The sequence below is a fragment of the Streptomyces sp. NPDC041068 genome (assembly GCF_040647455.1).
In the GTDB taxonomy this organism is placed as follows: domain Bacteria; phylum Actinomycetota; class Actinomycetes; order Streptomycetales; family Streptomycetaceae; genus Streptomyces.
The window spans coordinates 104,059-125,614 of record NZ_JBEZCG010000003.1; the positions used below are offsets into that span (position 1 = coordinate 104,059).

Consider the following 21,556-nt stretch of genomic DNA (forward strand, 5'->3'; position numbering starts at 1 on the left):
ATCCGGCACACACCTGCCCTCGTGCATCCGGTTTCCGAGGTGCGTCCCTTGTGTCCCGTTCCGGGCCACGGTTACAGACCTGTGGTACGGAACCTCCCCTACCGTCAACATGCCCGGATACTCTTGCCCCTGATGGGACGTCATGGGTGGAATTCGGGGACACGGCGGTGGCGTCTCACCGCCCTGCTCGGCGTTGGTGCGGCCGCGGTGGCCCTGGTGATCACACTGGTCAGCACGTTGCCCGGGGACGGGGGAAGCACCGCGGGCACCACCCCCGACGGCGACAAGGTGCACGGCACCCCCGCCGTCCCTCCCGGCGACGCCGAGCCGCAGGTGGGCTGGGGCTTCACCCACACCCAGTACAGCGCGGACGAGGGCGAGGACGAGGCCGTCGGGCGCGTCCGCTCCGAACTCGCCGACCAGGGGCGGCCCGTCCCGCAGATCCAGCACGTCATGGGCTGGGGCGCCGGCAACCCGGAACCGGTCCCGGGGCGCTACGACTTCTCCGGCATGGACCGCCGCATGGACTTCATCCGGGGCAGCGACGGCACTCCCGTCGTCACGCTGTGCTGCGCCCCGGACTGGATGAAGGGCGGCGAGTCCGGCGCCGACCACACCGACTGGAGCCAGCAGTCCCTGGAGACCGCCCCGGACCGCGAGCACTACGAGGACTACGCGAAACTCGCCGCGACCGTGGCCAAGCGCTACCCGGACGTACGCCACTTCATCGTCTGGAACGAGTTCAAGGGCTTCTGGAACAGTGAGAAGGGCCGCTGGGACTACGAGGGGTACACGGAGTTCTACAACCTCGTCTACAAGGCCCTGAAGAAGGTCAACAAGGACATCATGGTCGGCGGCCCCTACCTCGTCATGGACAGCGTCGACCCCCGCCAGACCCACGGCGTCTCCAAGGAGGTGAAGGGCCCCTGGGGCCGCATGGACCAGCGGGTCCTCGACGCCTTCGACTACTGGAACAAGAACAAGGCGGGCGCGGACTTCGTCGTCGTCGACGGCTCCAGCTACACCGTGGACGACGAGATGCTCCCCGACGAGTTCAAGGCCACCGAGAAGTTCACGGCCGTGGGCGAGTGGGTGCGCAGACGGACCGGTGACCTGCCGCTGTGGTGGGCCGAGTACTACGTGGAGCCGGGCGACAGCCAGGACAACCGCGACGACTGGTCCGAGGCGCACCGCGTCGCCGTCCAGGCCTCGGGGCTGATGGCGATGGCCCGCGGCGGCGCGACCAGCGGCTTCTACTGGAACCCGCAGAAGAAGGGCACCAGGTGTGCGGGCTGCCTGTGGAGCTCCACCCAACTCGCCGACGGTGGCGCGCCGTTGCCGATGCTGGCCCTCGTCGAGCGGTTCGGCAAGGAGTTCGGCCCCGGCACGCGCTACGAGAAGGTGCAGATCGCCGCCGACGACCGGCCGAACGTCCGCGTCCTCGCCGACGACGAGACGGTCCTCGTGGTGAACGCCCTCGACCGGCGGATCAGCGCGAAGGTCGACGGGCAGCGGTTCGACATGAAGGGGTACGAGGTGAAGTGGCTCAAGCGGTAGCCCACTTCACCCCTGGCACATGGCGCTCACGCCATCGTCACGAACCGCTGGATCAGTGACGCGAGCAGCACCGCGAGCAGCGGCAGCGAGAACCAGAAGCTGCTCTGCAGCCACCGCTGCTGCCGCACGCTGGGCGCCGCCGCGACCCGCACCACCTCGCGTGCCGCGAGGAGCAGCACCACCGCGATGGCGGCGAGCCCGCCCACCACCGACCACGGCGTCCATGTCACCTTCGGCCCCACCGGGCCGGGATCGGCCTCCGCCGCCCTGCCGTCCGGTTCCTCGCGCAGGGTGTAGATGGTGGCGTCGTCGTTGGTGAAGACCTTCTTGAGGTCCTGGCGGTCGTCGAGGTTGCGGATGAGCCGCGGCTCCCACGACCTCGAATAGCCCGCGTCCAGCTGCAGATAGGTGGTCTGGCTGCGGTTGATCATCAGATACGAGTGGGGGCCCGCGTCCTTGAGGGCCTTCACCAGGCCGGACACCAGGACGGGGTCGGCCGGCGCGAGGGTGGGGACGTACTCCACCTTCTCCATGTCCCGGGCGCCCCACGGCATCGCGGGCGTCACGTTGTTGACCGTGTCGTTGCTCATCCAGAGCAGCCGCACCGTCGGGTCGTCGTGCGCGTACACGTACTCCATCGCCGTGACCTCACCGGGGCGGATCCGCTCGAAGGGCTCGTTGCCCCAGCGGGCCACCAGGAAGCCGCCCATCAGGACGAGCCCGGCCATCAGTGCGGCCAGCGGCGCGAGGCTCACGCGGTCGCGGTCCCGCTCCTCCGCCGTGATGCCCGCGCGCGGGAACAGCGCGAGACCGGCGAGCAGAGCCGCGCCCGGCAGCGCGAACATGAAGACGCGCAGGGCCATTTCGCCGCCGTACGACTGCATGGCGAAGCCCAGGAACGGCACGAAGGTCAGGACGAGCAGCGAGCGTTCGCTGTACTTGTAGAAGCGCCGCCGCCACCAGCCCCAGCAGGCGAACGCCAGGACGGCGCCGGCCATCGCCACGCGCACGTACAGCACCAGTTGGTGCGTCGAACTGCCGCCCTCGATACGTCCGGAGACCGACGAGGACACATTGCCGCCCACGCCGCCGACCCCGCCGAACAGCTCCTCGAAATGCCCCGACCAGTAGGGCTCGGCGAGGAAGCCGAGCCATACGACGACGAGTACGCCGAAGAGGATCGGCAGGCCGCGCAGCTCGGAGCGGCCGACCAGGACGAGCACCGTGAGCACGCCGAGCATCACGAACGGCGTGAGCTGGTGCGCGGGCACCGTCGCCGCGAACAGGCCGACCAGGACGAGCAGGAGCACGGCACGCTCCCGGCGCCCGGCCGGTTCGACCTCGGTCTCGCCGGGCCGCCGCTTGGCCCACAGCACGCGCGGGGCCCGGAACCACACCATGAGTACGGCGACGAAGGCGATGTACAGCAGGAAGGTGAAGCCCTGCGGGGAGAAGTAGTCCTGGCCGACCCAGCCGCTGAGCACGAAGATCCACAGGCCCACCCACTTGGCGCGCCAGGACGCCCGCATGGAGCGCACGAGCAGGAACATCGGTGCCAGGTAGAGCAGTTGGATGACCGTCGGCCACCAGCGGATCACCTCGGTCATGTCCGAGACGCCGCAGGCCTCGGCGACGAAGGTGGCCGCGGCGAAGAAGCCGGGCCAGCTCCAGCGCGCGTCCAGATCGGGCACCGCGGTGCCCGTCCGGTCGATGTACTCCATGAAGCCCAGGTGCTGCCAGGCGGTGGCGAACCGCGGCTCGGCCTCGATGACGGCGGGCAGCGCGTGCAGCGACACGACGGTGGCGAGCAGTGTCACCAGGAGGAGGCCCTTGAGGGGCCGGTCCATCCAGAGCAGCGCGGCGAACACGACGATCAGGAGGGCGGCGCCGAGCAGCGTCGGCATCGGCAGGACGGAGATCAGCCCGAGGCCGCCCATGTCGTCCAGGTCCTTCTCGCCGAGGCCGAGGGCGGGCAGCCAGTACAGCCCGAGCGCGGCGGCGAGGAGGAGCGCCATGACGAGGATGCGGGCCCATGGGGTGCGCGGGGGAGCGGCGGGCTCTTCGAGCAGCAGTTCTTCGGACAGCGGCACTTCGGGGAGCGGCTCTTGGGGCAGCGGTTCTTGGGACAGCGGTTCTTGGGACAGCGGTTCTTCGAGCAGTGACCCTGCGCGCGGTGACTCCTCGGCAGGCGGCTCCCCCGGCAGATCTCCTGCCACGGAGGGGGGCTCTTCCGGGGGAGCGGGTGCCTCTGGGGGCACCGGGGTTTCAACGCCCCCCACGGCCTCCGAAGCCGACGCGGAGGCGTCCCGCCCAGGCTCCTCCACCGGCGGCGTCGACACGGACGAAGAGGCCCCGGAGGCCGGGGTGGTTCTCAGCGCCCAGGTGGGCCGGTGATCCATGTCGTCCCCCTCGCTCTGCGCCGCGGGAGTCCCGGCGGCGGGCGTGCCAGGACCCGGCCGCACGTCCGGCCTGCGCTCCTGGTGGTCGAAGTCGAGCTGCACGGCGAGCTGCAAGGTGTCCGAGTCGAGGGACTCGCGCAGCGCCCACGCGGGCCCGTGGCGCTCCCTGCCCCTGGCCGGCGCGGCGGCGGCCTCCGCCCGCACCTGCTCGGCGGGCGCGTCCGGTGTCCCCAGGTCGGCCAGGTCCCCGTCCGGCGCCGCCCCGTCGGCCGACCGTCCCGAAGGCGTCACGCGCGCCACGCGGTACAGCTTCGGCGCCGCGATCGCCACGATCACCGCCAGGCTGGAGATCTCCGCGACGCCCGCGCCCGTCAGGCCCATCCGCGGCAGCAGGAGCAGCGTCAGGCCGAGCACCAGGACGCACAACAGGCCCTGCAGCCAGGCGATTCCAGTGGTCCTGCTCTGCGCGCGCTGCACCGCGAAGTACGTCTCCATGACGACCCGGAGCAGCGCCCCCACCGCGAACCAGCGCAGCAGGGGGGTGGCCGCGTCGGCGTACCCCTGCCCGAACATGCTCAGGACGTACGGCGCGGCCAGAAAGAGGATCGCGCACACCGGCAGCATGATCATCGCCATCCGGCGCAGCGCCGAGCGGGTGTTGGCGGCAAGGAGCGCCGGATCGTGCGCGCCCTCCACGGTCAGCGAGGCGCCCATGTTGATGGCCAGGAGGTTGACCGTGCCGCCGATGGTGGTGGTGATGTAGAAGTACGCGTTGTCGACCGAGCTGACCTGCGAGGCGACGATCACCGGTACGAGATAGACCACGGCGAGCGAGAAGAGCGAGCCGGTGTAGTCACCGGCCAGGAAGCGGCCGATCTCACGCAGCGACGGCGGGTGCGCCTTGCCCTCGGTGGCCTTCACGTGCCGCGGCACCAGACGCCGGAAGACCAGCCAGCCCAGTGGGATCACCGACACCGCGATCGAGGCGACCCAGGACACGAAGACGCCCGCCGTGGGGATCGCCGCGGCCATCGCGATGAGCAGCCCGAGCTTGGCCACCGAGAAGACGGTGTTGCCGACGGGCACCCACAAGGCGCTGCGCAGCCCGGTCAGGACGCCGTCCTGCAGGGTCAGGACCGACCAGGCGACCACGGCGAGGACGAAGCCGACGCCGTGGACGGGGCCGTGCAGGAAGCGGTACGAGGGCCCCCACAGGTCGAGCGTGAGCAGGAAGACCATCGCGGCCAGCGCCACGGCCACCGAACTTCCCGCGTACGTACGGAAGATGAGCTTTCCCGTGGCGCGTCCCGCGATCGGTATGAACCGCGCGAGGGCGCCCGTCAGTGTCACGGCGGTGAGCCCCGCCAGGAGCTTCATCGCGGCGATCGCCGCCGAGCCCTGGCCGACGGCCGACTCCGAGTAGTACCGGGCGGCCGCCAGCCAGAAGCCGACGCCGAGCACGCCGGAGATGCCGGTGTTGAGCATCAGCGCATAGGCGTTGCGGAACAGCGGGCTGCCGCCGTCGCCCCGGCCCGGCAGGCGCATTCTGCGGGGCCTGCCGGACGTGCCGGACGACCGTGACCGCCCGGTGCTCGCGGACCCGGAGACGTCGGCCTGGGCCGTGGACGTGTCAGACACGGGAGAGGATTGCCTTCCGGCGGACCTGTCGGGCTCTGCGGACCATCGCGTACCCCTTGGTGAGCGCGCGGTCCCTGGCGAAGGTGCGGCCTATCGAGCGGCCCGCCACGAGCCGCTCGAACTCGTCGGTCCCGGTGGAGCGGCGCACGGTGACCCGCCGCAGCGCGTACGGGCCCTGGGTGCGGCGCGCCAGGCCGTTGCCGACGGCGAGTGCCTGGGCGAAGCCCGTCTCCCGCACGCGTTCGCGCACCCGGCGGCTGGAGTAGCCGTACGGGTACGCGAAGGAGGCGGGCCGGGTGCCCAGTTCGTCGTGCACTATGTCGCGGCAACGCCCCAGCTCGAACCGCAGCTCGTCGTCGGAGAGCTGGTCGAGCTCGGGGTGCGTGTGGCTGTGGCCGCCGATCTCCGTGCCGGCGGCGGCGAGTTCGCGCACCTGGTCCCAGTCGAGCATGCGGTCGAGGCCGCCGCCGATGTCGTACTCCCCGCGCAGCCAGCCGGTGGAGACGAACAGGGTCGAGGCGAAGCCATGCTTGGCGAGCACGGGCAGAGCGTACCGGTGCACGCCCTCGTAGCCGTCGTCGAAGGTGATCAGTATCGGCCGTTCGGGGAGCGTGGTACCCGACGAGCGCCACACGTCGGCCAGTTGGGAGGCGGTGAGCGGGGTGAACCCCTGCTCGCCGAGGACTTCCATCTGCCGGGTGAACGCGTCGGGTGACACCGAGAGGTCGCGCGTCGCCTCGTTCGGCACACGCGCGACCGCGTGGTACATCAGTATCGGCACAGGTCTCGCACTCATGCGGCAGCCCCCTCGCCGCCCGTGGTGCCCTTGTCGTCGTCGCCGGGAGGCCGTTCGTCGATCTCGACGACCGAGAACGTGGCGCCTCCCCTGCGCGCACGGACGCTGCCGAGTACGTACCCCCCGGCCGCGGCGGCAACTCCCGCCACGATGGCGCCCGCACGGCCCGCGCCGCCCGCCCGTCCGAGCAGGGCGTCACGCAGCCCGCGGGCGATTCCGGCGGGCAGGACGCGCGTGGTGTAGCGGCGCTCGGACTCAAGTCCCTTGTCCGCGCCGACACTTCGGGCCACGAGCGCCTTCGAGAGGCCCTCCGCGTACGTCCTGGTGCGGAAGTAGTCGAACCGCTCCCGTGCCGCCGGCACCCGGTGGTGGATCACCGAGCGGTCGTCGATCAGCAGGATCGCGTCCGGCGCGGCGCGGGTGAGGCGGATGCAGAACTCCGTCTCCTCGCAGCCGAGCGGCCGTTTGTCGCCGTCCCGCCCGATGCCCGTCGCGAAGCCGCCCGCCACGTCGAAGGCGGAGCGCCGGAACGAGGCGTTGCCCCCGAGGACGTTGCGCACGCGCACCCGGCCAGGGGGGAGCCCCTTGTACGTACAGCCCACGACCCAGTCGAACTCCTCGGGGAACCAGTCGGGACGCCGTCCCGACTCCCAGGCGGGCAGGGTGCGGCCGCCGACGGCGAGGACCCGCGGGTCCTGAAACCCCTCGGCGAAGTGGCGCAGCCAGTCCCGCTCGGCGACGGCGTCGTCGTCGAGGAAGGCGACGATGTCGCCGCGGGACGCGGCGATCCCGGTGTTGCGTCCGGCCGACAGGCCGCGGGGGCCCGCGTTCGCGAGCACCCGCACCCCTTCGGTCTCCTTGAACTCCTTGGCCAGCCGGTCTTGGAGCGTGGCGTTGTGGTCGACCACGAGCAGGGTCTCCAGGGCCGCCCGTGACTGCGCGCGCACCGAGGAGACCGCCGCGAGGATGTCCTCCCAGCGGTCCTCGGTGTACACGCAGATGACGACCGATATGTCTGCGCTCAAGACACCTCTCCCTGGCCGGTGCGGAAGGGGAGGTCCCGCGCACCCTTGCGCCGTGCCGCGCGCTTGGCGCGGTCGGAGCGCTCGGTGAGGATCACCTTCAGTACGCGGATGCCGTCACGGACGGCGCGGAGGTTGCTGGTGCCGTGGATGCGCAGGTACTCGTGGCTCGGGATCTCCTGCACCTTGAGCCCGGCCTTGACGACCCGGATGTTCATCAGGGTCTCGACCTCGAAGCCGGTGCAGTCGAGCTCGATCTTGTCGAGGCAGTGGCGCCAGAAGGCGTTGTACCCGTAGCACAAGTCGGTGTAGCGGGCGCCGAACTTGGCGTTCACGACGGAGCACAGGACGTGGTTGCCGAGCTTGCGGATCGGCGTCATGTCGTCCGTGCCGCCGCCGTTGGCGAAGCGGGAGCCCTTGGCGAAGTCGGCGCCCGAGACGAGGGCGGAGACGTAGGAGACGATTTCGCTGCCGTCGGCCGAGCCGTCGGCGTCGACCATCACGATGATGTCGCCCGTGCACGCCTCGAAGCCGGTGATCAGGGCGTCGCCCTTGCCCTTGCCGAGTTGGCGGACCACCTTCACGTCCGGCCACAGCTCGCGGGCGACGGCGACCGTGTCGTCGGTGGAGTTGCCGTCGACGAGGACGACCTCATGGATCCAGTCGGGCAGTGTCTTGAAGACGTAGGGAAGATTCTCCGCTTCGTTCATGGCCGGTATCACGACGCTCACCGGCGGAGTGATCGCCAAGTGCGTCGAGATCGGGCGGTAGTTCCTCGGGATCTTGTTTAACGGGTCTTGGCCGGCGTCTGCCGGGCGCACGAAAGAACTCATGAGTCCTGTGATCCCTCTCGTCCGGTGGACCGCCCGCCCCCGGGCAGTCCGGAAATTGATCCGGTTCGAAAGGGGGGTTCTCACTTACGCATGACGAAATAGATCTCCGTGCATGCCGGGTGAGCTGGCATTGCGCGGGACGTGACTCGGATGAAGAGCGATCACCGAGCACGGCACCCCCCTACCGCGCCCCGCACCGGAACCATCGCGATCTTGAGCCCTCCCCTAGATCGCATTGCGTGATGGACCGTTGCGGGTGGATGTACGACGGTATTGATGATTGAGACTGTATGGCAAGACCTGGAACGTGGCCTCACGTTTTTCATGATTTGTGCAATCTATGCGGTCACATTCGGACTGCCCTATTCCCTGCTGTGTGATCGGAATTTGCCCATCTTCTTGAGCAGTTTGTCGGCCGGTTCGAAGAATTCGGGCCTTGACTGCACGGTGTTGCGCAGCGCCCTGACCGGGGCGCGCCGCGCCCGATGGCCGAGCGCGACCGGGTGGCGGAGCGCCACCCATCCCTCGGACACGGCGAGTTCGCGTGTCTTGAGGGAGTCCTTGTACGCCTTCTGGCCACGGCCGAGATCGAGGTACGCGATCCCTTCGGCGGCGGCGGCCTCGGCCATGCGCAGATGCAGGACCAGGCCGGGCGAGTACTTCGAGAACGCGGGGTCGTACGCCGGGAACCAGCAGGCGAGTATCCGCTCGGAACGCAGCCCGAAGTGGGCGGCTATCGGTGCGTCCCCGGCGTAGAGGACCGAGAGGATCCCGGCGAACGAGTCGGAACGGGTGTGGAAGAGGCGGCGCACGAGCTGGGTGATCCACGGGTGCGCGAAGCGGTCGCTGCGTCCCGTCCTGCGGTACTGCGCGGACTTCCAGCCCATCAGGGTGGCGAGGACCTCGGGGTCGCGCTCGTCGTGCACGTAGCGCACCGCGCCGTGGTCGCGGGCCAGTTTCCGGTCCTTGGCGAGCGTCGTACGGGTGAACTTCGGTGAGTGCTCGCGGAGTTGGCCGAGATAGGTGTCGTAGCCCTGGTCGATGTCCATGACGGGCGAGGGGAAGGAGACGGATCCACCCGCTTCGAAGGGGCCCTGGCCGCCCACCAGATGGTCGAACTCCCACACCGCGAGCCCGCAGGCCCGCAGCAGTTGCCTGGCGTCCCAGTCGAAGCCGGGCCGGTGCACCAGGCCCTGGCAGTCGGAGACACCGAGACCGACGGCCCGGCCGACGCCGGTGATGGATCTCTGGAACGGGAAGAACGCGGCCGGTTCGCCGTCCTCGTGCACGACGGCGATCCGCACCCCGCGCCGCCACTGCCCCGTCGCGAGCGCGAACTCCGGCGAGAGGAAGGGGTTGGCGAGGTCGGGCGAGCCGTTCAGATGCGCCTTGGACTGCAGCGCGGTCCACGCCGCCCGGTCGGCGGCGGTGAGCTCGCCGGGGCGGTGCACGGTGATGTTCACGTCAGGAAGTCCACCTTCTCGCCGTACGGCGACGCAGCCGCCGTACCACTGTCAGCAGGAGGATGAGCGAGCTGAGCGCGGCGACGACGGCGACTCCGCCGCGCACCGACCACACGTGCAGCGCCAGCATGCCCTGGGCCACGAGGAGGTCGAGCGCGACGGCCCCGGAGACGGATGCCACGATGCGGCCCCATGGCTCGAGTGACCGCAGTGCGGCGCCGATCGCCGCGCCGGGCGCGGCGAGGAGGAAGAAGAGCGTGAACGGGCCGCGCAGCGGTGAGCTCAGATCGATGAGCGCGAGCACCGCGCCCACCGCACCCACGGCGACTGCCGCCCCTGCGAGCAGGGGCAACAGGGTTCTGTCGCGGTCCTGCCCGGTGTGCTGCCCCATGTCTGATGGCAGCGGCTTGATCCTGATGGTCTGCATTGGCGACTTTGCCCCCCAGCGCGCCGGATGCCGGGCTTCAATGTCGCGCAGTCCCGGGCGGCCCGTCAAGGTGCGGAGGAAGCGTGCAGATGTTCCCCGCGGGACCCTCTCGTGGTGGATGAACTCCCGTTGCGGGAAAGGGAATTGTTGACGAATTCATTGACATGAACACTATCGGTGGCCAGTGGTGCGTGCTACCACAGGTGAGGCAGAAATCCTGCTAAGGGAGGTTCCATGAAATTGTCACGATTCACGGCATACATGTCCTCGCTCCTCCTTGCCGGCGCCTTCGCCCTCACCGGGGCGGCGACGGCACAGGCAGACCAGCCGGCCGACCAGCGGGCCGCGGCCACCGGCTATGTGGCCCTCGGCGACTCCTACTCGTCGGGCGTCGGCGCGGGCAGCTACGACGGCAGTTCCTGCAAGCGCAGCTCCCGCGCCTTCCCCGCTCTGTGGGCGGCGGCCAACTCACCCTCCAGCTTCAACTTCGCGGCCTGTACGGGTGCTCGTACGGGTGATGTTCTGGCGAACCAGCTCGGCTCGCTCGGCGCGGGCACCGGACTCGTCTCGATCTCCGTCGGCGGCAACGACGCGGGCTTCTCCGACGTCATGACCACCTGTGTGCTGCAGTCCGAGAGCAACTGCCTCGCGCGCATCGACCAGGCCCGGAGCTACGTGGACTCGACGCTCCCCGGCAACCTCGACAAGGTCTACGACGCGATCAGCGCGAAGGCTCCTTCGGCCCGCGTCGTCGTCCTCGGATACCCCCGCTTCTACCAGCTGAACGGCAGCTGCACCGCCGGCCTCTCCGAGCGTGAGCGGGCCGCCATCAACGACGCCGCGGACTACCTCAACTCGGCGACCGCCAAGCGGGCCGCGGACCACGGCTTCGCCTTCGGCGACGTCACCAGGACCTTCACCGGGCACGAGATCTGCTCCGGCAGTGCCTGGCTGCACAGCGTGAACTGGCTGAACATCTCCGAGTCCTACCACCCCACCGCCTCCGGACAGTCCGGCGGCTACCTCCCGGTGTTCACCGCGGCGGCCTGATCCCGGCCGGCCGCTCGAACGAGTACGGCGTGTAGATCGCGTACGGCGTGTAGGAGGCCCCGTCCGTCGGGGGCTCCTGCTCGCACGTCACCGAGTACGCGACCGAGTTGGAGGTGGCCGTCACCGGCTTGCGCACCTCCACGTGGATCGCGTTCTCGTACGTCCCGCCGTCCGTGTCGTACGCCGTCTCGACATGGTTCACCTGCCGCGTCTTGCCGCCCCCCGAGGAGAAGGACAGCGTCTTCCACCCGGGGTCGCTCGGCTCGCCGGACGACGTCACCCAGCGGTACTCGACGGTCGCGGGAACGCGCCCCACCGTGAACGTCGCGGTGAACGACGGCGCTTGACCGGCCGTCGGCGGACAGGAGCCCTCGTACTGGGTGTTGGCGCCGGACACGTGCACCTTCACCGTCTGGGCGGGGGGAGCGCTCGTCCCGCCGTTGCCTCCATTGCCTCCGTTCCCGCCACTCCCGCCGTTGCTTCCGTTGCTTCCGTTGGTGGAGCCGCCGTCATTGCCCCCGTTGGACGACGAGCCGCCGCCGTCGGAACCGCCGTCCGAGCCCCCCGTCGTGCCGCCGCCTCCGTTCTTGCCGCCGGTGGAGCCGCTGCCCGTGTCGCCTCCCCCCGAGGTGCCGCCGCTGCCGCCGCCTCCGTCGTCGCGATTGATCAAGGCGTACGTGAGTCCGCCGAGGGCGAGTGCCAGGGCGAGGAGGCCCGCCACCAGGACGGCCACCGTGCGGCGCCGTCCCGCCGGTTGGGTCACCGCAGTGTCGGCGGTGGACGCCGCGGGCCCCGGCGGAGTCAGGGGAAGAGGCGCGGGCGGGGTGGGCGGTCCCGACGGCTGCCGCTCGGCCGTGACCGTCGGCATGTACGGGAGCGCGGTCTCCGCGCGCGGGGCACCTCCCGAGGCGACGATGCCCAGATCGCGCTCGGCGTCGGCGGCGGACATCCGCTCGTCCGGGTCCTTGCGCAGCAGCCCCTCGATGACCGGGGCGAGCGGTCCCGCGTTGCGGGCGGGCGGCAGTTCCTCGTCCACGACCGCGCGCAGCGTGCTCAACGGGGTGTCCTGGCGGAACGGCGAACTGCCCTCCACCGCCGCGTACAGCAGCACGCCCAGCGACCACAGGTCGGACGCGGGACCCGGGCGGTGCCCCAACGCCCGCTCCGGAGCGAGGAATTCGGGCGAACCCACGACTTCCCCCGTCATGGTCAGCGCGGAGCTGCCCTCGACCATGGCGATGCCGAAGTCGGTCAGGACGACGCGGCCGTCGTTCGCGATCAGTACGTTGCCGGGCTTGACGTCGCGGTGCAGGACCCCGGCGTCGTGAGCGGCGCGCAGGGCGGCGAGGACCTCGGCGCCGATGCGGGCGGCGCGCTGCGGCGACAACGCCCCCTCGCCGTCCAGGACATCGGACAGCGAAAGTCCTCGCACGATCTCCATGACGATCCAGGGGCGCCCGCCCTCGATCGCGACGTCATACACCGTCACGACGTTCCGGTGGGGGATGCGGGCGGCGGCCCAGGCCTCGCGCTCCAGGCGGGCGTAGAGCCGGTCGACCTCGCCCGCCGGGAGCCCGGCGGGCGCGCGCACTTCCTTGACGGCCACCTCGCGCCCGAGCACGTCGTCACGGGCCCGCCACACGGTGCCCATGCCGCCCTCGCCCAAGGGGTCCAGGAGGCGGTACCGCCCGGCGATCACGCGCTCTGGCTGGCTCACTGGCGCCCCCATCCGCAGCGGTGCGATTCTCCACAAAAGTAGCTCAACCGAGCGCTGTTGCGGCCCCCTTGAACACCAATCCACACCCAAGGGCGAGCACCACGCAGGCCGACCCGAGCGGCAGGAACCGCCCCGTGCCGCGCCGCAGCCACCGCGGCCCGAGCCGCTGCCCCGCGAGGGACCCGACGCGGACGACGAGGAACCCGGCCGCCGTCAGCGTGAGGGCGAGCCCCATGCCGTACGCCACCACGAGCAGCAGCCCGAACCAGGCCTCGCCGAGGGCGGCGGCGCCGACGAGGACGACCACGGCGGAGGGGCTGGGGACGAGGCCGCCGGCGAAGCCGAGGAAGAGGGTGCCGCGAAGGCTGTTCTGAGGCGGATGGTGATGGTGGTGGTCGTGATGATGTTGGTGCTCCTGGTGATGACGGTGGTGATCGTGGCGATGAGGGTGGTGCTCGTGGTGATGGGTGTGCTGATGTTGCCGGCGCAGCCAGGCCTTGCGTAGGAGGAGCACGCCGGCCCCGGTGACGAGCAGTCCGCTCACCACGCCGAGCCAGGCGACCACCGAGGGTCCCGCGGCGGAGCCTGCGCTGACGAGCAGGCCGAGGGCGAGCACGCCGAGGGTGTGCGTGACGGTCACCGAACCGGCGAGCGGCAGGACGTCACGGGCCGACGCGCGACCCCGGGCCGCGGCGGTGGCGGCCATCAGCGTCTTGCCGTGGCCCGGAGCGAGGGCGTGCAGGGCGCCCAGGAGCACGGCGGTGCCGAGGGCGAGCGCCGCGAAGCCCGGCGTCAGCGGGTGTCTGCCGATGAGGCCGGTCAGGGCCTGCGCCCACCGGTCGGCGCCGCGGGGCAGCACCGAGGCGGCCCCCTCCTCCGGCCTGTCGTCCCTGAGGGAGGGGCCACCGGTCGTGATCCGCAGCGAGGCGGACGAGGTGTCCGGCGGCGCGGAGAGCTGCCGCTCCGGGTAGCGGGTGAGCCGCTTCGAGGTGGAGCTCTTCGGTACGTCGGAACGGGCGAGGGTCATCCGGTCGCCCCGGGCGGTGACCTCGCGCCAGCCCGAGCGGTCGGCGTCGGCGCCGCGGAACCGGACGGTGAACTCGCCGCTCCGGGGCAGGGGAGCGGTGAACGCGCACTCGAGACGCAGGGTGTCGAGCCCCGCCTCGCCGGGGCGGACGCGGGCCCGCGTGGCGCCGATGCCGAACTCCGCGCGCCGCCCGTCCACGCCGACGCGGGCGTCCTCGGCGGCGGCCCGGCACCGCTCCCGGCCCCACCGGCGGAGGCCCACCTCCCGGATACGGCTCTTGGCCTGGGCGGCGGGTATCTCGGCGAGGTCCTCGACGTGATCGACGGTGAGCCGTCCCGGCGCGACGAGAAGCCCGTCGTACCGACTGACGGTGAAGTTGCCCAGAGGGTGCGCGTGCGCCTCGCCGGCGGGGGCGACGAGCAGGAGCAGCGTCCCGAGGGGCACGGCCCCGAGGAATGCCCACCTCTTGCTCCTCCGTGGTTTCACGGCGCCCCACCCCCGAGCGCCTCCAAGGTCTCCCGGGCGTCCTCCGCGCCCACCGGAGAGAACCCGGGGTTCAGGCGGAGCGCGGCCCGCAGGGAGCGGCGCGCGGCGGCCGTGTCCCCCGTGGCCCGTTCGATCATTCCGCGGTGGTACAGGAACGCCGCCTCGCGGAACCCCGTGGCCGTGGCCCGGCGCGCGTACCGCAGGGCTTCCCCGTCCCGCCCGTTCACATGCAGCGCCCACCCGAGCGCATCCGCCGTATGCACGGTCTTCCGTCGCCCCCACTCCGCCCGTGCCGCCCGCAGCGCCACCGCCGCGTCCCCGTGGTCGGCCGAGGCGAGCGCGGTCTCCAGGTCCGGTTCGACGCCGTTCGCGCGGGCCAGCGCGACCCACGCGTCCACCAGCCGGTACTGCTCGCGGGCCCGCTTCTTCTCGCCCCGCGCCTCGTACAGTTCGCCGAGCGCGAGCAACGGCCCCGGCAGCGGCTGCCGGTCCACGACCTCGCGCAGCCCGGCGACCGCCGCGCCCGTCCCGCCGCGCGCGGCCCGCGCACGGGCCCGGCACTCCAGCGCCGGGACGTAGCCGCCGTCGGCCCGCAGCGCGGCCTCGCAGTGGCGCAGGGAGTCTTTGTACTCGCCCTGGCGCCAGGCCAGTTGACCCAGCGCCGTCGCCACGTACGCCACGTCGCCGGGCGCGGAGGCCCCGTCGAGCGCCTGCTCCAGGACGCGCCGGGCCGTCGTCACGTCGCCGCGCAGCTCCCGTACGTACGCGTACCGCGTGAACACCGGGACCCCGGGCCGCCGTGTGTCCGCCTCGTCGGCCGCGCGGGCCGCGGCGTCGTAGCGGCCGAGCTCGACGAGGGCGTCGACGCGGGTGGCCAACGCCCGCTCGCCGTAAGGGTTCTCGGCGAGCGCGTCGTTCGCGTACCGCAGGGCGTCGCGGAAGTCGTGCCGGGCGGCGGCCACCGCGGCGCGCCCCGCGAGCGCCGCGTCGTTGCCGGGGCGCAGCTCCAGCGAGCGGTCCAGGGCGCGGTCGGCGGCGCGGTAGAGGGCGGGGTCGCCGCGGGTGCGGGCCTGCTCGACGTAGGCGGTGCCGAGGGTGGCCCAGGAGGTGAAGTCCTTGGGCTGGGCGCGGAGATGCTCCCGGAGCGCGTCGACGCCTCGGTCGAGATCCCCGCCGCGAAGCCCTTCGAGCGGGACCGAGGCCGGAACCCCGACGGGCGCCCGCCCTCCCTCGTCCTCACCTCCGAGTACGACGGCGCCCGCGGTGAGGGCAAGAGCGAGAGCGGCGACGGCCACGGCGTTCCGCAGGGAGTTGCGAGCCATGAGTAAGAGACCAGACCTTTCCGGAAGCAGCAGAGGAAGGAAGCAGAAGAAGGAAGCAGGAGGAGAAGGGACGAGCGGATGGCGCGGCCCGCCGGAGGGGAGGCAGCGAGCCGCGCCGTTCGAGGAGGGGCGGGAGGGAACCCTCAGCAGCCCTCAGGCCTCTCAAGACCCCCCGGAAACCCCTTGCCTCCGTCCCCGCCACCACGCGAGGCCGAGCCCCACCAGCAGCACGCCGACGGCACCCGCGGCCGCGGAGGCGATCAGGACCGCGTTGTCCGGGGCGTCGGACGACGAGGACGTCGGGGTCACGGCGCCGCCCGCCAGGGCGTCACGTGTCGAGGTGCCGTCCCCGTCCGACTTCGCCAGGGGGCCGCGCGACCCGGGCGTGGGCAGGGCCAGGTACGGGAAGGTCCCGCCGAACGCCTGGTCGTTGGCGTTCACCGCGTCGCCCAAGTCGTTCTTGTTGCCGACGAGTTCACCGGCCACGGCCTGCAGCTCGATGTCGACGACGTCGTCCGCGAGCCGCCGCCCGTTCGGGAAGCCCGCGTTGTCCCCGTCGAGGACGCCGAGCCGCTTGGGGTCGGCGGCCGGCTTGATGGAGGTGTTCAGGCGCAGAGCCTCCGCCGGGCGCACGTTGGGCGGCTGGTTGAGGCCCTTGACGCCCGTCAGGAACACGGACACCAGGTCCTTCCTCGGCTCGTCCGCGGCCTTGATGCCGTAGATCTTCTCCAGGAGCCGCGCCAGCTCGGGCTTCTGTACGTACGAAAGGAAGTCCGCGTCGTTCCACGGCGAGGACGCGTTGAACTTGTCCTTGTCGCGCTGCGGCACGACGACCTCGTTGACCAGCGGGCTGCCAAGGCGTGACACCTGTGTCCACTCGCCCTTGGCGTTCTTGCGCTGGGTCGTCGACCAGATGCCGACCGTCGGCTGCTTCGCCGACTGGCGGATGTCGGCGTTCGGCACCTGCAGCGCGACCGAGTTCACGTTGTAGCCCTTGAGGGTGTCCCGGCCGACCTCGGAGAGGTCACCGCCGTAGAGCAGGTCGAACACCCGCAGGTCGAGGAAGAAGGGGTCGTCGGCCTGCCCGACGTACGACGTGCCGCCGCCCGAGACCTTCCGCACTGCCTGGTCGCGCAGCTTCTTGTAGTCCGGCATGGAGGCCTTGCCCACGTGCGAGGGTGCGACCGGCAGATCGTCGGCGATCTTCTTGGTGGAGACGACCTTCTGGTCGTCCAGCTTCAGCAGGTCGATGTCGTACGTCTGCGTGACGTTGAGGTCGGGGTCGTCGAGGCTCGTCACCTGCCCGGTGTTGTAGAGGAAGGTGTTCCCGTTCTTGACCTTGGTGTCGAAGGTCCAGCGGTAGAGCAGATCGCCCTGCGCGTCCCCGTCGCTGTCGATGTGGACGTCGTACTGGGCGTCCTCGGGGAAGGGGTAGAAGTTCGGCCCGCCCGCGGGTTCCTCGAAGGGCGTCCAGTTCGCCACGATCGTCGTGGTGTCCGGCTTGTCGGGGCTGACGAACGCATACACGTCCGTGTTGTCGTACTGCGGCTGACCCGAGATCAGCGGCGCCTCCCGGTGGCTGGAGGCCTTCGCGGCCCCCGGTTCCAGTGCGCTCACCCCCGCGGCTGCGAGCCCCCCGGCGGCGAGTGCGCCGCAGACCAGCGTGGCGAGGCCGCGACGCCCCGTCCGACTCCTGGTTATTGCTGTCATCGCGTCCGTCCTTACACACGTGTCCCAGGCTGGGTGCCTGACTGACACAGCGCATTCGGGGCCGCGGGGCGGACGGATTGGCCCCGCTTTCCTTCGGACGGCCACGCGTGAGATAGCCCACGTCATCGCGGCCCTCGGTGTCCACGTGGAGGCCCTTGGTGATCACCGTGCGGCCGTTTGTCCAACTCGCCCTGGAATCACTCATATTCGGAGAGTAATCGTCAACCTCCTTGCCCAGGAGGTGAATCCTGCGCCCGGGATACACGCGTGTCACGATGGGGCGATAGGGTTAACCTGCCCTGGGCCGGGTGCCCTCGTACGGGTGGGGAGTGACATGGAACAGATAACAGTGCGCAGCAGGGCGCGTGTCCCTGCGATCACGTGTGGCAGCAGTGCGACCAGCTCGCGTCTCGACCGCCATCTCTCGGTGCTGGGCGGCCCCGCCGTCCCGCAGCGCGAGTCGCACGAGGCGACGTTGCTGATGCGTGAGCTGACGTCGCGTGACGCCGCGCACGCCCGCAGCAGCAGGGGTGCCCGAGTGAGGCGTGTCTCGCTCTTCGCGCCGCTGCGCAGGTTGCGTCGGTCGCTTTTCGGGGGTCGCTGACCGCGGGTGGTCTGGGGGTAACGGCCGCCGCTCCATGGCGGACCTCTCCCATCCACCCACCCGATCCTCCCCGTCACCCATTCCCGTATCAGATCAGGGCGAACTGCCCATCAGGGCCCTCTTCGTGATGGTCGAGCACGGACGCGGGGCGCCGCGCCGCATCCGGCACCGGCAGCACCCCCGCCCGTGACAGCGCGTCCGCAGTGATCGCGGAGCCTCCGGCGCCCAGAGATCCGGCCAACTCCCCCCGGTCCGGCGCCAGTTCCGCGATCAGCGCGAGCACCGTGATCAGTTCCAGCAGCTCCGACGTCCAGGCCTGGGGCCACACCGCGGGCCTGATCGCCTCCAGGGTCCCCGCCTCCACCTCTCCCGTACGCAGCGCGAACCACCGCTCCACGACCCGTACGCCGCTCACCTCGTACTCCCAGGCCTCCTTCGGCACCGGCGAGATGACGCCCTCCTCGCCGACCCACAGGACCTGCTCCTCGGCGTCGTACGACAGGGCGGCGGGGCGCGCGGGCAGCGGGGCCCGCACATACGGCCTGCGGCCGCCCGGCAGCTTCGGGCGCTCTCCGTCGCCGCGCAGCTGCAGCCAGAGCAGCCGCCGCCCCAGCTCCACACCCCGCGCCCAGACAGCGGCGTCGCAGGTGAGCGGCGCCCGGCAGCCCGCCGTCGAACCGACGCCCGCCGCGAGTACCCACGCGAGCAGGTCGCGCGCCGTGACGTCCTGGTCGAGCACCTTCGACAGATGGTCGAGCAACCCCGGCGCCACGTTGGGCTCCAGGCCTCCGGGGCGGCGGAACAGCGGACGCACGCGCCCCGGCCGCCCGGCCGGCGAGCGCCCGTCAGGAAGGACGGCCGAGGCGAGCACGGCGGGCCCCGCGGCCCCGGGGACGTACCCCTGCTCGACGGCGAAGAGCTGGCCCTCGCCCGCGACGCGCCACAGCTCGGGGCGGGCGACGTCGATGAGGCGGTGGTCGGGGATCAGCCACTGCTCGTCGAAGGGGCCGTGCAGCACACGGACCGGCTCGGGGCAGGGGCCCGACTCCCTGACCAGGCGGCCCGTTCCGCCGCGGTGGCCGGGGAGCCCGGCCACCGCCGTGTGCAGGGTGCGGGAGCGCGTCGGCCGGAACAGCGCCTCGCGGTCCGGTCCTTCGGCGCGCACCAGGGCGTCCCAGCGGGCTCTGAGGGATGCGGCGTCCGGGCCCATCGGCCACCCGCGGCCCGGCCGGAGCGGTGCGACGGACCACGGCATGAGGTCCGCGAGCAGCGGCGCTTCGTCGTGCGTCACGCCCGGCATCGTACGACGTACCCGCCGCTGGCCGTCACGTCGCGTCGAGCGTGACCGAGAAGGAGAAGCGGTCGCCGCGGTAGTGGATGCGGGCCACGTCGAGGGCCCGGCCGTCCTCGTCGTAGGTGACGCCGGTGTAGTGCAGGATCGGGCTGAGCAGCGGCACTTGGAGGAGGCGGGCGGTCTCCGGGTCCGCGAGGGTGGCCTCGACGGTGTCGGTGATCCGGCTGATGCGGACGCCCACCACGTCCCGCAGGACCTTCGTCATCGGCCACCGCACGAGGTCGTCGAGGTCGATGCGCGCGGCCAGTTCGGGGCGGATGAAGTTGCGGGCGTGGTTGGTCGGTTCGCCCGTCTTCTCGTCGCTGCGCAGCCGGTGGTACGTCGCCACCTCGGCCGAGTCCGGGAAGTACTCGGTGAGTTCGGCGGACGGCGCCGCCGTGCCGTGGTCGAGCAGTTCGGTGGTCATGCCCGACTGCTGGGCCACGATCGCGTCGACCGAGCCGAGCAGCCGGACGGGGGAGCCGCGCTGCGCGCTCGGCTCGATGAAGGTGCCGCGCCGCCGGTGGCGGGTGATGAGGCCCTCGTCCTCCAGCTCCTTGAGCGCCTGCCGCATGGTCAACACGCTCACGCCGTAGTGCCCCGCCAGCTGCTCCTCGGTGGGCAGCCGGAGCGGGGACTCGGGCGTGCGGCCGAGTATCGAGGCGCGCAGTGACTGCGACACCTGGTACCACAGCGGCAGCTTCCGATTCAGGACGATCGAGTCCGGGGCGAAAGCGGTCACGGTCTCTCCGAATCAGAGTGGTGTTGCGTCAGTTGCGGAAGTGGCGCTCCAGACCCTGCCATACGTCGTCGTAGCCGCGCTGCAGGTGGGACGCGGTCGCTGCCTGCTCCGTCGCCGTCACCGGCCATCGCGTCTCGAACATGAACGCGAGGCCGTCGTCGATCTTCTGGGGCTTCAACTCGGCGGCCGACGCCTTCTCGAAGGTCTCGCGGTCGGGGCCGTGCGCCGACATCATGTTGTGCAGGGAGCCGCCGCCGGGCACGAAGCCCTCGGCCTTGGCGTCGTACGCACCCTCGATGAGGCCCATGTACTCGCTCATCACGTTCCGGTGGAAGTACGGCGGCCGGAAGGTGTCCTCGCCCACCAGCCAGCGCGGCGCGAACACCACGAAGTCGACGCCCGCGAGACCCGGGGTGTCGGACGGCGAGGTGAGCACCGTGAAGATCGAGGGGTCCGGGTGGTCGTAGCTGATCGTGCCGATCACGTTGAAGCGGTGCAGGTCGTAGACGTACGGGACGTGGTTGCCGTGCCAGGCGACCACGTCGAGCGGCGAGTGGTCGTACGTCGCGTGCCACAGGTTGCCGCAGAACTTGTTCACCACCTCCACCGGGCCCTCGACGGCCGCGTCGCCTTCGTACGCCGCCACGGGAGCCCTGAAGTCCCGTGCGTTCGCCAGGCCGTTGGCGCCGATCGGGCCGAGATCGGGGAGCTGGAAGGGCGCGCCGTAGTTCTCGCACACGTACCCGCGCGCGCTCGCGTCGAGCAGTTCCACGCGGAAGCGGACGCCGCGCGGGATCAGCGCGACCTCGCCGGGCTCCGCGTGCAGCAGGCCGAACTCGGTGCGAAGGAGCAGCCCGCCCCGCTCGGGAACGATCAGCAGCTCGCCGTCCGCGTCGCTGAACACCCTGTCCCGCATCGAGGAGTTGGCGTGGTAGAGGTGAATGCCCATGCCGGTGCGCTGCGCCGCGTCGCCGTTGCCGCCGAGCGTCCACAGGCCCGCCAGGAAGTCCGTGCCGGGCGCGGGCTCGGGCAGGGGGTTCCAGCGCAGCCGGTTCGGGTCCGGCACCGACTCGGCGAAGGGGGCCGTGCGGATCGCGCCGTTGTCGACGCGCGTGAACTGCGGGTGCGCGGCCGAGGGGCGGATGCGGTACAGCCAGGAGCGTCGGTTGTGCGCGCGGGGCTCGGTGAAGGCCGAGCCGCTCAGCTGCTCGGCGTAGAGGCCGAGGGGCGCACGCTGGGGCGAATTGCGGCCGTGCGGCAGTGCGCCGGGCACCGCCTCGGAGCTGTGTTCATTGCCGAAGCCGGAGAGATAGGCCAGCCCTTCGGCGGTCTTGCGTGCGTCGCTCTCGCCCGTGCGATCCGGGCTGCTTGCGTGGTCCCCGCTCATCATCGCTCCCTCGTCAATGATTCCTATGGAACACCGTAGGATT

The 21,556-nt window shown here is 71.2% G+C and carries 16 protein-coding genes; 3 read left to right on the plus strand and 13 right to left on the minus strand.

Translation table 11 applies throughout. The features are described 5' to 3' along the window. Window positions 1-132: 132 nt before the first annotated feature. On the plus strand, window positions 133-1,557 hold the full coding sequence (locus AB0B50_RS07525; RefSeq protein ID WP_362327146.1) for a xylan 1,4-beta-xylosidase: 1,425 nt from the start codon (window positions 133-135) through the stop codon (window positions 1,555-1,557). Between the two features lie 26 nt (window positions 1,558-1,583). Here the strand turns inward: AB0B50_RS07525 and AB0B50_RS07530 are convergent, their stop codons facing one another. The 6 genes from AB0B50_RS07530 to AB0B50_RS07555 all read right to left on the minus strand — a co-directional run bounded on the left by AB0B50_RS07530 (window position 1,584) and on the right by AB0B50_RS07555 (window position 10,135). Continuing rightward, complete coding sequence (locus AB0B50_RS07530) at window positions 1,584-5,501, minus strand: lipopolysaccharide biosynthesis protein (protein WP_362328208.1); 3,918 nt, start codon at window positions 5,499-5,501, stop codon at window positions 1,584-1,586. Window positions 5,502-5,586: 85 nt separating this feature from the next. After that, a complete protein-coding gene (locus tag AB0B50_RS07535; protein WP_362327149.1) occupies window positions 5,587-6,390 on the minus strand; it encodes a polysaccharide deacetylase family protein in 804 nt (267 codons plus the stop codon). Beyond that, on the minus strand, window positions 6,387-7,415 hold the full coding sequence (locus tag AB0B50_RS07540; RefSeq protein ID WP_362327152.1) for a glycosyltransferase family 2 protein: 1,029 nt from the start codon (window positions 7,413-7,415) through the stop codon (window positions 6,387-6,389). Before AB0B50_RS07540 ends, AB0B50_RS07535 begins: the two co-directional genes overlap by 4 nt. Continuing rightward, complete coding sequence (locus AB0B50_RS07545; protein ID WP_362327155.1) at window positions 7,412-8,245, minus strand: glycosyltransferase family 2 protein; 834 nt, start codon at window positions 8,243-8,245, stop codon at window positions 7,412-7,414. Before AB0B50_RS07545 ends, AB0B50_RS07540 begins: the two co-directional genes overlap by 4 nt. A gap of 362 nt (window positions 8,246-8,607) precedes the next feature. Continuing rightward, a complete protein-coding gene (locus tag AB0B50_RS07550; protein ID WP_362327158.1) occupies window positions 8,608-9,708 on the minus strand; it encodes a GNAT family N-acetyltransferase in 1,101 nt (366 codons plus the stop codon). A gap of 1 nt (window position 9,709) precedes the next feature. Next, window positions 9,710-10,135, minus strand: coding sequence for a hypothetical protein (locus AB0B50_RS07555; protein WP_362327161.1), 426 nt, complete (start codon window positions 10,133-10,135; stop codon window positions 9,710-9,712). Window positions 10,136-10,369: 234 nt separating this feature from the next. Between AB0B50_RS07555 and AB0B50_RS07560 the strand changes: the two genes are divergently transcribed. Further along, on the plus strand, window positions 10,370-11,185 hold the full coding sequence (locus AB0B50_RS07560; RefSeq protein ID WP_362327164.1) for an SGNH/GDSL hydrolase family protein: 816 nt from the start codon (window positions 10,370-10,372) through the stop codon (window positions 11,183-11,185). On the opposite strand, the gene AB0B50_RS07565 is transcribed toward AB0B50_RS07560, so the two are convergent. The 4 genes from AB0B50_RS07565 to AB0B50_RS07580 form a co-directional block, all read right to left on the minus strand. Further along, window positions 11,169-12,914 carry a serine/threonine-protein kinase gene (locus AB0B50_RS07565; protein WP_362327167.1) on the minus strand — a complete coding sequence of 582 codons (1,746 nt, stop codon included), beginning with the start codon at window positions 12,912-12,914 and terminating at the stop codon, window positions 11,169-11,171. The genes AB0B50_RS07560 and AB0B50_RS07565 overlap by 17 nt on opposite strands. Before the next feature lie 31 nt (window positions 12,915-12,945). Continuing rightward, window positions 12,946-14,373, minus strand: a complete 1,428-nt coding sequence (locus tag AB0B50_RS07570; protein WP_362327170.1) for a sulfite exporter TauE/SafE family protein — start codon at window positions 14,371-14,373, stop codon at window positions 12,946-12,948. 38 nt (window positions 14,374-14,411) lie between these two features. Next, window positions 14,412-15,737 carry a tetratricopeptide repeat protein gene (locus tag AB0B50_RS07575; RefSeq protein WP_362327173.1) on the minus strand — a complete coding sequence of 442 codons (1,326 nt, stop codon included), beginning with the start codon at window positions 15,735-15,737 and terminating at the stop codon, window positions 14,412-14,414. A gap of 162 nt (window positions 15,738-15,899) precedes the next feature. Then, window positions 15,900-17,447 (minus strand): DUF4331 domain-containing protein, encoded by a 1,548-nt coding sequence (locus AB0B50_RS07580; RefSeq protein WP_362327176.1) that lies wholly within the window; start codon window positions 17,445-17,447, stop codon window positions 15,900-15,902. A 334-nt stretch (window positions 17,448-17,781) separates the two neighbouring features. On the opposite strand from AB0B50_RS07580, the gene AB0B50_RS07585 reads away from it, so the two are divergent. Beyond that, entirely contained in the window at window positions 17,782-18,051 is a 270-nt protein-coding gene (locus AB0B50_RS07585; protein ID WP_362327178.1) for a hypothetical protein, read from the plus strand. A gap of 88 nt (window positions 18,052-18,139) precedes the next feature. Here AB0B50_RS07585 and AB0B50_RS07590 read toward each other — a convergent pair whose 3' ends face one another. The 3 genes from AB0B50_RS07590 to hmgA are packed head-to-tail and all read right to left on the minus strand — an operon-like array spanning window position 18,140 to window position 21,513. Beyond that, window positions 18,140-19,351, minus strand: coding sequence for a type ISP restriction/modification enzyme (locus tag AB0B50_RS07590; RefSeq protein WP_362327181.1), 1,212 nt, complete (start codon window positions 19,349-19,351; stop codon window positions 18,140-18,142). A gap of 25 nt (window positions 19,352-19,376) precedes the next feature. After that, a complete protein-coding gene (locus tag AB0B50_RS07595; protein ID WP_362327184.1) occupies window positions 19,377-20,126 on the minus strand; it encodes a GntR family transcriptional regulator in 750 nt (249 codons plus the stop codon). Window positions 20,127-20,154: 28 nt separating this feature from the next. After that, window positions 20,155-21,513, minus strand: coding sequence for a homogentisate 1,2-dioxygenase (gene hmgA, locus AB0B50_RS07600; RefSeq protein WP_362327187.1), 1,359 nt, complete (start codon window positions 21,511-21,513; stop codon window positions 20,155-20,157). Window positions 21,514-21,556: the final 43 nt, after the last annotated feature.